This is a genomic window from Neorhizobium sp. LMR1-1-1.1 (assembly GCF_040675795.1).
Classification (GTDB): Bacteria; Pseudomonadota; Alphaproteobacteria; order Rhizobiales; family Rhizobiaceae; genus Neorhizobium; species Neorhizobium cellulosilyticum.
This window is the reverse complement of the sequence record NZ_JBEGHE010000040.1, coordinates 1-12,409: the sequence shown is the minus strand read 5'-3', so window position 1 is coordinate 12,409 and position 12,409 is coordinate 1. Positions and strand designations below refer to the sequence as shown.

Below are 12,409 nucleotides of genomic sequence, written 5' to 3'. Positions count from 1 at the left end.
CATGTCCGGCAAAAAGTGCATTCTTACGATTAAGAGCAATCGGTCGGATGGTCCGCTCGACGGTATTGTTGTCAATCTCGATGCGTCCGTCAGACAGGAAGAGCCTCAGGCCATCCCAGTATTTGGCGATGTAGGCGAGAGCTTCGCCGAGCGGCGACTTGCCAGCGACACGGGCACGGTGATGGACGAGCCAGGCCTGCATGTCGGCGACGAACGGCGCTGATCGCTCCTTCCGTCCGGCCAGGCGAGCCTCCGGATCAAGGCCGCGCAACTCGGCCTCGATCCGATAAAGTTCACCGATCCGTTTGACGCCGTCCTCGGCAATGGGTGCTGTTCCGTTACGGGTGATCTCCACCAGCTTGCGACGAGCATGTGCCCAACAATACGCAAGCCGAATGTCGGGCCCTATTCGGTCTGGCCCGATCAGTCTGTTGTATCCGGCATAGCCATCGACCTGCAGGATTCCGGAGAAGCCCTGCAATATCCGTTCGGCATGAATGCCGCCTCGACCAGGCGCATAGGTAAAGGCCACCCCCGGCGGTGCCCCGCCACCCCATGGGCGATCATCCCGCGCCAGAGCCCAGAAGTATCCGTTCTTGGTCTTGCGGGAACCGGGGTCCAGAACCGGAGCACGGGTCTCATCCATGAAGAGCTTGGTCGAGCGCTTCAGGTCGGCAATCAGGGCATCGAAGACGGGGCGCAATTCGAACGCTGCCCGGCCGACCCAATCGGCAAGGGTGGAGCGGTCGAGATCGATGCCCTGGCGGCCGATGATCTGGGCCTGTCGATAGAGCGGAAGGTGATCCGCATATTTGGAAACCAACACATGGGCGACGGTTGCTTCTGTCGGCAGGCCCGCCTGGATCAGCCGCGCTGGAGCCGGGGCCTGAACGACGCCATCGGTGCAGGCACGGCACGAATATTTAGGGCGTCGCGTGACGATGACGCGGAACTGCGCCGGGACAATGTCCAACCGCTCGGAGACATCCTCGCCGATACAATGCAGGCAACAGCCGCAAGCACAGACCAGGCTTTCCGGCTCGATCACCTCTTCGACACGGGAAAGATGCTTCGGAAGAGAGCCGCGATTGATTGCGCGTGGCTTGGTGACCCTACTCCCGACAGGAGCGTCCGCCTCATCCTCGGCATGGATCACTGCCATGGCCGTTTCCGGGTCTTCCAGTGCCAGATCGAACTGGTCGGCATCAGTCTTCTCGGACTTGCGCCCGAAGGCGGCTTGCTTGAAGGCCGCGACCAGCTTCTGCAGCCGCTCGATCCGCTCATCTTTCCGGGCGATCTGGGCAACCTTATCCGCTTCGCGTGCCTGCGCCGCGATCAGCATCGCCTTCAGGGCATCAACATCATCGGGAAGTTCGATGGCATCCAGCATGGCCAGAACTTACCAAATCTCAAGCCGATTTTCCTTTGGAATTTGTGGCCCTGAGTCATCGTGCCGCAGCTACTCGATGGTCTCCGGCGTTCTCGTCTTGACGGCATGAACCCGCCGCCAATCGAGGCCAGCAAACAGGGCTTCAAACTGGGCGTGGGTCAGCGTCATCAGTCCATCCTTGATGCCGGGCCAGGTAAAGGTGTGCTCCTCCAGCCTCTTGTAGGCTAGGACGATACCTGAGCCATCCCAGTAGATCAGCTTCAGCCGATCTGCCTTACGAGACCGAAACACGAAGACCGTTCCAGTGAACGGGTCCTTGTGTAGCTCGTTCTTCACCAGCGCCGCCAATCCATCATGACCTTTCCGGAAATCCACTGGCTTAGTTGCCACCATGATCCGCACCCGGTTCGATGGAAAGATCATGTCGCTGCGGCCAAGGCACGCGCAATGGCCGCGATCCTGGCCACAGAGGAACCTTCCTCAAGGCGGATCGTAACTGGACCCAGGACGATCTCAGGGCGACCAACCGCTTTAGGTGGAGTTTCCGAAAGTGGCGGATCGACGATAACCGCCGCGAACTCTACCGCATCCTGCGGTGCTGGCAGGATCAGCTTGCCCTGCCGCGCCATCGTCCGCCAAGTGGAGAGGCTGTTGGCTCGCAATCCATAGCGCTGCGCAACTTCACTGACTTTCGTGCCAGGCCTCAGGCTCTCCGAAACGATCTTCGCCTTGACCTCATCAGGCCAATGTCGGTGAACCTCACGTACAGGCTCCCTGCTTGTGAGAAACTCCAATGTAGTCTCCACGGAGAAACTCCCGTTCTTCATCCATGGAATGTCGATCACAGATCAGGCGGCAGCGAGCAATGTGGGGTCAGAACACCGGTTACGCTCGTCCTTCAGCATTTCGCGGAAGGAGCGCTTGGCAGCTAGGATCGCGTTGCTGGTGAACTCGCTGCCATTGTCGCTGACGATCATCTTCGGCGTGCCTCGTCCCTCGATGATCCGCTCCAGTTCGCGAGCAACCCGCAGGCCGGAGAGAGACGTATCGGCGACGAGTGGCAAGGATTCCCTGGTGCAATCGGTGACGACGGTCAGCACCCGGAACCTGCGGCCATCGGTGAACTGATCCGAGACGAAGGTAAGCGGTGCCGCTGCAGCACAATGACTGTACGGAAGCTCCCACCAGCATTAATCTTGCCGTCGCTGGAAAGGTGAAGGAAACGCTTTTATGGTGGTGGCAATCAACGGTCACCGTCAGAGATCGCTCGCTGCCTCCAAGCGTTAAGAGCGGACGCAAGTTCATCGTCAGACGGGCCAAATTGGTTAGGGAAGCTGGTGGACACCCCTATCCGTTGCTTCTGTCGATTAGCGCGAGCTGTTTGCTTTGTATTACGATCATCGAAACCAATTATGTCCTTCACTTTGATACTGCGTTTCCCGTACGTCACCGCAGAGATCGCTCTGAAGTCTTGGATGTTGCGCCATTCCCATCGTCTGGTTTGAAAGATGTTTTTGAGAGTTAGGCCTTCCGCGTCCATGATTAGGCGATTGGGTTTGATTGTTGCGGCTGTCAGAATGAGAGCTGAAACGCCGAAAACCGTCATCAAAACAGAGTAAAGGATCACGCTTCCTACCAACACCGGGGAGGACAACAGGGCAAAGAAAAACACCAGCGCGATCATAGATGAGGCCAGAGCCATAAAGAGGCCGCGCCCCCTGCGCCCCGTTAGTTTAATCGACTTTGGGTACTGGGAGACCGGGAGCCGGAGCACCTCCGTTCGAGGTTGTACTGTGGACAGCGATGCGATGAAGACAATGGCGAACGCGATGGCGAACATGACGGTCGGCCATCCGCCTTGCCGACCTTCAATGACCATGTCTATCCCAGCGCCTCCAAAGACGATGGCAATAATGAACACGATCACAAAGCGGGTCTTTGACCAAATGAACACGCTGCTACCTCAAAACGGGCCCTACGGATACAATTTGAGAATACGGTGAGGATGTTTAATTCGAATGGCCAGTATTCGTAGAATTCTTGCCATCGGCATAATTCCACGGCATCAACTCGTTGATCTCACTCTGCCTATGGCCGTTGACGATAGCGGTCAGGGTGGCGCTCAGGTAGGCCAGCGGATCGACAGCCTTGAGCTTGCAGGTTTCGATCAACGAAGCGATGGTCGCCCACTTCTCTGCTCCCGCATCGTGTCCGGCGAAGAGAGCGTTCTTTCGGTTCAACGCAATCGGCCTGATGGTCCGTTCGACGGTATTGTTGTCGATCTCGATCCGGCCGTCGGTCAGGAAGACACAGAGGCCATCCCAGTATTTGGCGATATAGGCCAGAGCTTCGCCGAGCGGCGATTGCGCGCTGATCGATCAGCCAAGCGGATGGAGATGTTTTGCCATCTGGGGCCTTAGGGAACCGGTCGCGCTTGGCGCGGGTCCCACTGGCCTGAGCTCTGTCGACGTTTTAGCTCAAGCCCTGAAGTTACGAGTACGATGACCGGAGCTGAATGGGATTGAATTAATAGCCCGGTTACAAAAGGTTCCGCTCTTGAGCAGATATGAACCCAAAACCCTGTAGACGTCGAAATATTTCTACTGAAAATTCCGGCTCTTCACCTTCAGCGTATCGATATGCAGATCCCTGACTTATCCCGAGCCGGATACTATGCGGAGCCCCTTCCCTAAGGCCCGAGATTTCAGGTGAAGCCGCCGAGCAAGCTCGGCATAATATCCGGCACCGAAGGCAGGATTCGGCCCTAAGCGGTCTAATTGTTTTCCCGACACTACGGTGCTAGAGCCGATCTGTTTCCACGCGAAAACGAAGCGTAACCATGTTGATCGGCGACCCCAAAACGTTTGCTGTTGAGAGCGAAATCACCGAAGCATATCCGTCCGAAGCCCAGATGGCCCTTGGCTATTTCAACATTCATATCCTGGGTAAACGCTACGGTGTCTTCCAACATGATGCTTCACTGCTGGGCTGCTCTTTCCGCGAAGTCACTGCGCGACTGGAACGAAGGGGAGAGCATACCGCTATCCTAGATGGCCGGTATGACGGCTACGCGATAGCAGAGCACTTCCTGAAGGCTCATTACGGAGAGCCGTCTAACCCCGACCTCCCCGACGCGATATTGGCCCGACATATTCTCTGGGCTCCGGACGGTGATGCAGCGTTTGATGATGGAGGGCATGTCCTCCAGTTCGATGTTGGTAGCAAGGTCCGACTTCTCGGCTGCATCAACAGCCAACAAGCGCCAGACCGGTTTTCCGAACTATGGCTTGATGGAGAGGATTTCTATAGGGTGCTCGGAGCATGGCGTGATGCCTTCTTCGAGAATTGGCATGCAATGCGAGCTGCAAGGGGGGACGCAGTATTGTCGACCCAGGCAGCCAACAATTCTCGTTGTATATGCTTCGGTAGTCCTTCGGTGGCTGGTGGGGAGACGATTTCGTACAGCACACAAAATTCAGCGTTTGTGGAAATCGAACGCGCCTCTTCGATGAGGATGGCTGCCTCGGAAGCATCTGAATATGGGAATTTGCAGTCGATCTTGTCAGAGAACGCCTGCTCTTGATTGGCAATGTCCATGATGGTGCTCGGCGTTGACGGTGCGAACTCAATAGCAACCCGGTCTAACGACCGCAATTGGCGCGAAGCGGCTCTCGGCCCTAACCGGTCATTGGGACACAGCGAGAATAAACAAGTAAACTAGAACGAGCCAGCCTAGTCCGAGCAATGCCAGTTGCTTGCGCGGAACATCGTGAATCGACTTGTATCGCGAAACAACGAACCAAACGACGCCGCACCCCACAAGAACGATGAGATAAGGTGTAGCTTCGGCAAGTCCGCCTATCATAACAAGCCTCTGTAAACCTAAATTGGCATCACGCTTTCCATAATACTCCATCAGAAGGATTAATCTGGAATTGATGACCTCTCTTGGCGCGAAGCGGAAGACGGCAGTCGGCCCCTTGCGGTCATCCCAAACCCTTTTTTGTCAGAGCGTTAAGCCTTCAAACACGACCGGCGTCTACGAATATCTCACGTAATACGTGAGGCGATCATTGGGAATTCTAACTCGTCGAGGTCTACTGGCTTCGTTCACCGCTATTTCGCTCGTCGGATGCCAGTCTGGAGAGAGAGCGCAACTGCGCTATCGTGTGATCGCGTCGTTCGACGTGGATGGTCGTCCCTTCGAAGCGTCAACGGTCATGGAAATCCATTATGCTCGCGTGACCAACAGTCTCACAGGAATGGGTGGGTCAACGCGACTTTACGGCGAAGCTCTGGTAGTGGACATTCCGGGGAAAGGAAGCCTGTTCATTCTTCCCATTCGACGCGAGCCGGGCAGCAGCCTTAGTCGGATTTGGGAAGTTGCCATCCTGCGGACCTTGAAAATTGAAAACAGTATTGGCGGTTTGAGTAATGATGACTTTGAGCGCTTAAGGTCAGCGAAGGGACGCTTCAGGTACAGAATGCGTCCTCCTGATCAACTGCCCGCAATCGTCGCCTTTCGAGATGAAAGCGACCCGAAAACCATCTTCGAACTCACCCCCCGCGATATAGGTCAGGTCTTCCCCGGCGTAGATTTCAGAGGTTTGGAAATAGAAACCACTGACAGCCCCGTTACCAAGAAATTGGTAGCTCGTCTGCCTTGGCTGAACACTTCACCTCGAATGCCCCTTTTCGAGAGAGACCCACCGGGGAGGCGGAGACCAATAAGTGAACGTCCAATTGGATTTCTTATCACACAGAGCCATTTCTTCGGCAACGCGAGCAGATAAAGCGATTTTGGACAATTGTCGCAATGACCGCTGTTGGCGCGAAGCGGTAGATCGCATTTGGCCGTGAGCGGACGCAGACCTATTCTTCTCCACTATCAACAATCATCAGATCAGGGTCGATTGTAGAGCCATAGATGAAACACTCGGGATTTGGCGAGGTCGGGATGCGGCTAATCCGTATTGTACCCGCGTCGAGAAAAATTTCACACCACTCGTCAGACCAAACCAATTCTTTAACTCGAACAGGATCATCGCTGAAACCGATGTCTATCCTTACCTCGGTCCAAGCCGTTATCGCACCATCTTCAAAGGCGATGACCGTATCAAATGCTGCCTTGTGCTGAATTTCCCTCAGCTCTTTCCCAACAAGCCTCTCGGCTATCAAATCCATCTATCAGCTCCCGTGTTCGGTCGAACATAGCGGAAGCCAGGATGTATTACCAATGACCGCTTTTGGCGCAAAGCTGCCTAGTGAAAATTCCTGGATTTGATTTTCAGCGTATCGATGTGCAAGTCGGGGGTTTATCCTGAGCCGGATACTATGCCGAGACCATTCCCTAAAGCCCGAGATTTCCGGTAAACCAAGCTCAATGGCTCGGCATAGTAGCTTGTCTCTGCAACTTCAACTTAGCGGAGGCGACATAAATGACCGTACCTTCTTTCGCCGGGATGCAGTGCTGGAAGCTGATCGAGGATTGGCCGCATCGTCAAAGCGTGGATGCCCTCGTCCTATCAATGGTGGACATGGGCTACACTCAGGAGTCCATCATTCGATCCGTCCGGCTTGTTGGCGCATTCATCAAGTTCCAGATCGATCACCACGAGGCAGAGCATGGAAGGATCGAGCCTGCCGACTTCGGACGTTTCATCGCTAGACGAGAGGCCGACGGCAAACTTCAGAATGGCAATCGAGCGACGCTGAGACGGTTGCAGGTCGAGCTTATCGCCGCTGGTGCCCTATGCCCAATGACTGAGCCAGTCCACCAGGCTGAGACCGTCTTGACTCTCTACGGCGCGGAACTTCGTCGAAGAGGCTATTCCAAGCAATCGATTTCCGGACATATTTGGTGTGCCCGCCGCTTTCTTCTGGGTGTCTGGGATGATTATTCAGGTATTTCCCGGCTCACCCACATTGAAGTGCGGGCCTATCTGACCAAAAGCTTCGCGGGCTGCTCAAGCAACAGCCTCGGAACTTGGTTCGGGCACATCCGGGTTTTGCTTCGCTTCTTGAACAATTCAGGATACATCGAGCAAAATCTATCTCCAGCAGTGCCGAGCCCGAGGAACCTTCGCTTCTCGGCGTTGCCTGCATATATGAGCGTCGCGCAACTCGATGCCGTTTTGAAGAACTGCGACCTTTCCACGGTATCTGGACGCAGAGACCATGCCGTTCTCCTGCTGCTATCGAGGCTTGGCTTGCGTGCAAGCGAGGTGGCCTTGTTGTCGCTCGATGACATCGATTGGCAGTCAGGGCTCCTTCGGATTCACGGCAAGGGCGGCAGGGTTGCGACCATGCCTTTGCCGAATGATGTCGGTGCGGCTATCGCAGACTATATCCTGAACGGGCGGCCGATATCCGGGTCTCGGACGATATTTCACAGGGTCTTGACCCCATGTACGCCGTTCGCGACGGCGACGCCGGTCATTCTGATCGCTCGCAGGGCCTTGAAGCGGGCGGAGGTTACGGGAACCAGCTCTCATCATGCTCATATCTTCCGGCACACCTTCGCAACGGTCGCCATCAGGTCGGGCGTTGGCATGACTGAGCTTGCTCAACTCCTTCGCCACAAGGACCCTGACACCACCCGGATATATGCCAAATTCGATATCGAACGCCTTCGATCTCTTTCACGGCCATGGGCAGGAGAAGTCCTATGATGGAGATGGCCGAAGCTCTTGAACAATACCTGACTCTGCGGCGCTCACTTGGGTTCAAGCTCCAGAGTCAGGAAAGCCGCCTTCGCAATTTCGTGCGATACGCAACGGCCCATGGCGCGCAGCGGATCACGGCAAAGATTGCTGTCGATTGGGCAGGCCACCAGTGTGGACCTGCGACGTGGTCATCACGCCTGTCGACCGTCAGATCATTTGCCCGCCATGTTCAGCTGGTCGACCCCCTGACAGAGATACCGCCCTCTCAAATCTTTCCCCCACAACGAAGGCCTCGCCCATTCGTCTATTCTGACGAACAGATCGCAGATTTGATGAAGTCAATGATCGACCTACATCCCGGAAGCTTCCGAGGGCCGACCTATCACTATTTCTTCGGCTTGCTGGCATCGACCGGGCTGCGATTCTCCGAGGCGGCACGGTTGCTCCGGGCGGACGCCGATCTGGAAACGGGTACATTGACGATCCGTGCGACGAAGTTCGGGAAGACCCGTATTGTCCCGTTGCACCCGAGCACGACGTTAGCGCTTCGGCGATATGCGTCGATCCGAGACGAGCAGACGACCAGACAGGCGAGCGACCACTTTTTCGTCGGAGATCGCGGGAAAGCTCTGATCCATGCTAACCCGCACTTCTCTTTCATCCAATGGACGCGTCGGGCGGGCCTGCGACAAGCGGGCGAGCGTAGCGGCCCCCGTATACATGACCTTCGGCATACCTTCGCCGTTCGGACATTGCTCACCTGGTATCAGGCGCGCGAAGACATCGACCGACGCTTGCCGGAGCTATCGACTTATCTCGGGCACAATCATACCGATGCGACCTACTGGTATCTGAGTGCCCATCCCGATCTCCTGGATGAAGCAAAGCGTCGACTGGAAGCCAAGTGGGAAGCCGTCCAATGACAAATCCTCTCCCAAGCCTGATCGAACGCTTTTTACCCAGCGTCTTGCTCGCCAACGTAATGTCAGCCCACACACAATCGCCTCCTATCGGGATACATTCAAACTCTTCCTGAAGTTCGCCCATCGTCGAACCGGCAGGCATCCGTCCGATCTGCAACTGGAGGACTTCGATGCGGAGTTGGTGGTAGCGTTCCTCGACGAGTTGGACCTGGAGCGCCATGCCAGTCCGGCGACCCTCAACCTTCGGCTGACGGCAATCCGGTGCTTCTTCCGCTTCTTGGCGTTCGAAGAGCCTGCCTATAGCGGCCAAATCCAGCGTGTCCTCGCGATACCAGGCAAGATCGGAGCGAAGCGCGAGGTCCAGTTTCTCACGAGGACAGAGATCGACGCAATCCTCGCCGCCCCAGACCGGAAGACCTGGCTCGGTCGCAGAGACCACCTCCTGCTGCTGACCGCCGTGCAAACAGGAATGCGCCTGTCCGAGCTGGTCGGGCTTGACCGGGCTGCGATCACGGTCGGGGTAGCTGGATATATCCGTTGCTTTGGGAAGGGTCGTAAGGAGCGATGCACCCCGATCACCAAAGTCCTGAATGCCGCACTCACAAGGTGGTTGGATGAGCCGCCCATCGCAAATGGAATGGTCCTGTTTCCGACCATTCACGGTGGCCGGATGAGCCCGGATGCAGTCCAATACCTTTTGGCAAAGTACGTACTGGCTGCGTCGAAGACCTGCATCTCGCTTCGCGCAAAGAGAATATCGCCCCATATTCTTCGACACAGGCGGCGATGGCACTGCTCGATGTGGGCGTCGATAGCACGGTTATCTCCTTGTGGCTCGGGCACGAATCCACCAAGTCGACACAGCCATATCTACACGCGCATCTGGCTATCAAGGAGGCCGCGCTCGCGAAGATCGAGCCTTTCCATGATTGTTCACCAGGTCGGTTCAGGGCCGGAGACGATCTGCTCTCCTTCCTGGACAGGCTTTGACCTCTATTGGTCATTAACATCGCGGCGACTGCCGCGATGTTAATGACCCGGCAAGTACGCTTCCGAGGCTGGAGAACGTAGGATGTGACTGATCTTCAGGAGACCGCTGCAGCATCGATGGCAAGAATGCACCAACACCGGACATTGCGGCTGCTGCAAAAGTCAGGCAAACAAGTGTCGCTTCAATTGGACTTTCGCGAAGGCAACCGGGTGCGATCAAAGGCGTGAAGTGACGCTCCGGGACGAAACGGAGATGCGATAGCTCATCGTTTCCCACTCCAAATTTCCCACCGACGGTTTGAGCTGGCCTGAACCCCTGTGACAGGCACAGGAGTGAAGTTGGGGTTGGTGACTTCTTGCACATACTCACCGCTTGCGCAAAATAAACGCCGCGAGGTCCCGCACGGATTTGTCGGAGTCGTTGGTTAGGTGTTGTGCGCAGGTGCGTGAAAGTTCTGGGGGAATCGTGTGGCGGTCGGCGCATTGCAGGACTGTGCGGCGCACGAAGGCGGAACGGTCTGTTATTGCCATTTTGGCAATCAGTTCCGGCTGTGGGGCAATATCGAGGGTTCGGCTGGTGTAGACTGGAACGAGTTGGGTAATGTTGTAGCGTTTGTCCAGCCATTTGTGCTCATAACCGGAGCGCCATCGCGCCGTGCCTTGCAGCAGGGTTTCCACGGCAATGGCGCGAACAATGGGGTTTGTGGCCTGGCTGGCGATGTCACTTAGATACGTATCCAGCCACGGGGTGCTCAGCGCCAGCCGGAAGGCGGTTGGCACTGGCCCGGCGGTATTGGGCATCAGCAGCGTTGCAAATTCCGCGCTGATATCCGGTCTCGTCATCAGGCTTCTGGCAAGCGTTTGCCCGGCGTCATTCCAGCGGCCCCACTCGCCTTGACGGGGAAACAGCGTGAGCGCGACCTTTGCCAGCACGTGTGGTGGCGTGACGGGCAGCACGCGCTCCACGCAGCGGTTGGCGCTTTCGCGCACCTGCACGGCCCAGTCATTCATGCGAAACAGCACGGCTGCCACCCAGAAGGGCGAGACAAGCCCTTGCGTGATCTTCTCCAGCGCCAGTTCACGCAACTGGCCATTGCCATGAAACAGGAACAGCAGCTCTAACCCCGGTGTGTTGTGCAGCTGGTCGCAGTGGCTGAGAGGTGTTACGAGGCTTTTCCAGAAGGGCTGGGTTTTGACCGCACCGAACAAGTTTGCCTCGTTGCGAATGGCCCCTGACACAAGAGTGACGCTGAGCGGTGACAGGTCATCCAACAGGCTAATGACCGCCTCCACCTCACCCTGCAGCGCCTTGCCGTTATAGAGCTTTTCGCCAACAGCATTGAGGGCTGCTTTCAATTCAACACTCATGACGGGAGGTTTGGTTTTCATGCTGCTGCCAATTCGTATGTGGCGCTGAGACATAAGCGCCGTTGCAATTTATAACAGTGCGATGGGCCTGTCAGGGTGCAAATCGGCACGGGTCCCAATGCCGATACGCATGATAACGCCTTGTTATCTCTCACGTTAGCGGAGTAATTTCTGTACGCTTAATCACTGAGCGTCAATGGCCACTATGAGGGTTCGAAGCTGCCTCTTCGCATTCGGCCAACAATGACCGCTTCGGGCCGAGGGCCGTCATGTCGCTGAAGCGCCAGAAGCGGTCGTAGCTTAAACCGCCTGATAGGCGTAGCAGGAGATGGGTAAGTGGGACGGCGTGACGTAGTGGACATGGCGGCTCGGCGGCTCAAGGCCAGGACAATCGCGAGGGAGAACTACGCCTCATCCCTGATGTCGAACGCAAAGTGGCGCATTCTATTTCGGGCATTGGAAGACGCGGGCATAGAGGCTGTGTGCGCGGCGAAGTTCGTGAGCGGTGAAGGGATGCTGTCCCCTGTCTTCCCCGACCTGCATCCACACTATGCGTATATCGACCTTTGGAATGTCTATCCACTGGTGGAGATTGAATGGATCGAGTTCCGCCGGTCCTACAAACGAAAACGATGGGATAACCTTCCGGCTGAAACATTGACCCAAGACCTTGATGCCGTCAGGATTGCCATCGACGGCACCGGGAAACGCTTTCCTATAGAAGTTTCGGAAGACGTAATCCGGATCGTTGGGCATGTGAAGTGATCTGTCTGACGCGGCTGCGCTGATATCTCGCCGCTGCTTCGACGTCCGCTTCGGGCCGGATGCCGTCTTCTGCTTCGCGCCAATTCCGGTCGTGGTCGTTTACAGCCTTTGTTATTAGTAAGCTCCGGGCAGTCGAAAAAATGAGGGATGCAGTGGACAGCGACACCATTAAGCTGCTGGATGTTGGTTTCCACGCAGAACTGAGCCGGTTAGGCGCATAATTTCCATTGAGAATTGAGCCATGTGAACCTTCCCCCAACGCGGTGAGCGACGGGGGCAACGGAGTGATCCACATGGGACTTTTAAAC

General features: G+C 56.2%; 11 protein-coding genes and 3 pseudogenes. 6 read left to right on the top strand and 8 right to left on the bottom strand.

All coding sequences use genetic code 11. The annotated features are described in order from the left end of the window. The 6 genes and pseudogenes from tnpC to MRBLMR1_RS22960 form a co-directional block, all read right to left on the bottom strand. Positions 1–1,390, bottom strand: a 1,390-nt coding sequence (tnpC, locus tag MRBLMR1_RS22985) for an IS66 family transposase (protein ID WP_500066443.1), incomplete at its 3' end; no start/stop codon positions are given. Positions 1,391–1,459: 69 nt separating this feature from the next. Next, positions 1,460–1,813, bottom strand: coding sequence for an IS66 family insertion sequence element accessory protein TnpB (gene tnpB / locus MRBLMR1_RS22980; protein WP_130801384.1), 354 nt, complete (start codon positions 1,811–1,813; stop codon positions 1,460–1,462). Further along, positions 1,810–2,196, bottom strand: coding sequence for an IS66-like element accessory protein TnpA (gene tnpA, locus MRBLMR1_RS22975; protein ID WP_500066440.1), 387 nt, complete (start codon positions 2,194–2,196; stop codon positions 1,810–1,812). Before tnpA ends, tnpB begins: the two co-directional genes overlap by 4 nt. A 42-nt stretch (positions 2,197–2,238) precedes the next feature. Beyond that, positions 2,239–2,535, bottom strand: a pseudogene (locus MRBLMR1_RS22970) (DDE-type integrase/transposase/recombinase); the annotation flags it as partial. A 98-nt stretch (positions 2,536–2,633) separates the two neighbouring features. Then, positions 2,634–3,344, bottom strand: a complete 711-nt coding sequence (locus MRBLMR1_RS22965; protein WP_500066438.1) for a hypothetical protein — start codon at positions 3,342–3,344, stop codon at positions 2,634–2,636. A gap of 55 nt (positions 3,345–3,399) precedes the next feature. Then, a pseudogene (locus MRBLMR1_RS22960) lies at positions 3,400–3,762 on the bottom strand (IS66 family transposase); the annotation flags it as partial. Positions 3,763–4,229: 467 nt separating this feature from the next. On the opposite strand from MRBLMR1_RS22960, the gene MRBLMR1_RS22955 reads away from it, so the two are divergent. Then, positions 4,230–4,973 carry an Imm42 family immunity protein gene (locus MRBLMR1_RS22955; protein WP_500066436.1) on the top strand — a complete coding sequence of 248 codons (744 nt, stop codon included), beginning with the start codon at positions 4,230–4,232 and terminating at the stop codon, positions 4,971–4,973. A gap of 490 nt (positions 4,974–5,463) precedes the next feature. Further along, positions 5,464–6,183, top strand: a complete 720-nt coding sequence (locus MRBLMR1_RS22950) for a hypothetical protein (protein ID WP_500066434.1) — start codon at positions 5,464–5,466, stop codon at positions 6,181–6,183. Between the two features lie 79 nt (positions 6,184–6,262). Here the strand turns inward: MRBLMR1_RS22950 and MRBLMR1_RS22945 are convergent, their stop codons facing one another. Next, a complete protein-coding gene (locus MRBLMR1_RS22945; protein ID WP_500066432.1) occupies positions 6,263–6,574 on the bottom strand; it encodes a hypothetical protein in 312 nt (103 codons plus the stop codon). A 254-nt stretch (positions 6,575–6,828) separates the two neighbouring features. On the opposite strand from MRBLMR1_RS22945, the gene MRBLMR1_RS22940 reads away from it, so the two are divergent. The 3 genes and pseudogenes from MRBLMR1_RS22940 to MRBLMR1_RS22930 all read left to right on the top strand — a co-directional run bounded on the left by MRBLMR1_RS22940 (position 6,829) and on the right by MRBLMR1_RS22930 (position 9,968). Beyond that, positions 6,829–8,061 carry a tyrosine-type recombinase/integrase gene (locus MRBLMR1_RS22940; RefSeq protein WP_500066430.1) on the top strand — a complete coding sequence of 411 codons (1,233 nt, stop codon included), beginning with the start codon at positions 6,829–6,831 and terminating at the stop codon, positions 8,059–8,061. Next, the gene (locus tag MRBLMR1_RS22935; protein WP_500066428.1) at positions 8,058–8,978 is read left to right on the top strand and encodes a tyrosine-type recombinase/integrase; all 921 of its coding nucleotides are present in this window, start codon (positions 8,058–8,060) and stop codon (positions 8,976–8,978) included. Before MRBLMR1_RS22940 ends, MRBLMR1_RS22935 begins: the two co-directional genes overlap by 4 nt. After that, positions 8,975–9,968: pseudogene (locus tag MRBLMR1_RS22930) on the top strand (tyrosine-type recombinase/integrase). Before MRBLMR1_RS22935 ends, MRBLMR1_RS22930 begins: the two are co-directional and overlap by 4 nt. Positions 9,969–10,334: 366 nt before the next feature. Here the strand turns inward: MRBLMR1_RS22930 and MRBLMR1_RS22925 are convergent. After that, complete coding sequence (locus MRBLMR1_RS22925) at positions 10,335–11,357, bottom strand: hypothetical protein (RefSeq protein WP_500066426.1); 1,023 nt, start codon at positions 11,355–11,357, stop codon at positions 10,335–10,337. 315 nt (positions 11,358–11,672) lie between these two features. Here MRBLMR1_RS22925 and MRBLMR1_RS22920 point away from each other — a divergent pair, with 315 nt between their 5' ends. After that, positions 11,673–12,101: a DUF6678 family protein gene (locus MRBLMR1_RS22920; protein WP_500066424.1), complete on the top strand. Its 429-nt coding sequence runs from the start codon at positions 11,673–11,675 to the stop codon at positions 12,099–12,101. Positions 12,102–12,409 lie beyond the last annotated feature (308 nt).

Coding starts and splice junctions, on each gene's coding strand:
- tnpB (WP_130801384.1), bottom strand. CDS start 1,813: ATGATCTTTCCATCGAACCGGGTGCGGATCATGGTGGCAACTAAGCCA.
- MRBLMR1_RS22955 (WP_500066436.1), top strand. CDS start 4,230: ATGTTGATCGGCGACCCCAAAACGTTTGCTGTTGAGAGCGAAATCACC.
- MRBLMR1_RS22945 (WP_500066432.1), bottom strand. CDS start 6,574: ATGGATTTGATAGCCGAGAGGCTTGTTGGGAAAGAGCTGAGGGAAATT.
- MRBLMR1_RS22940 (WP_500066430.1), top strand. CDS start 6,829: ATGACCGTACCTTCTTTCGCCGGGATGCAGTGCTGGAAGCTGATCGAG.
- MRBLMR1_RS22935 (WP_500066428.1), top strand. CDS start 8,058: ATGATGGAGATGGCCGAAGCTCTTGAACAATACCTGACTCTGCGGCGC.
- MRBLMR1_RS22925 (WP_500066426.1), bottom strand. CDS start 11,357: ATGAAAACCAAACCTCCCGTCATGAGTGTTGAATTGAAAGCAGCCCTC.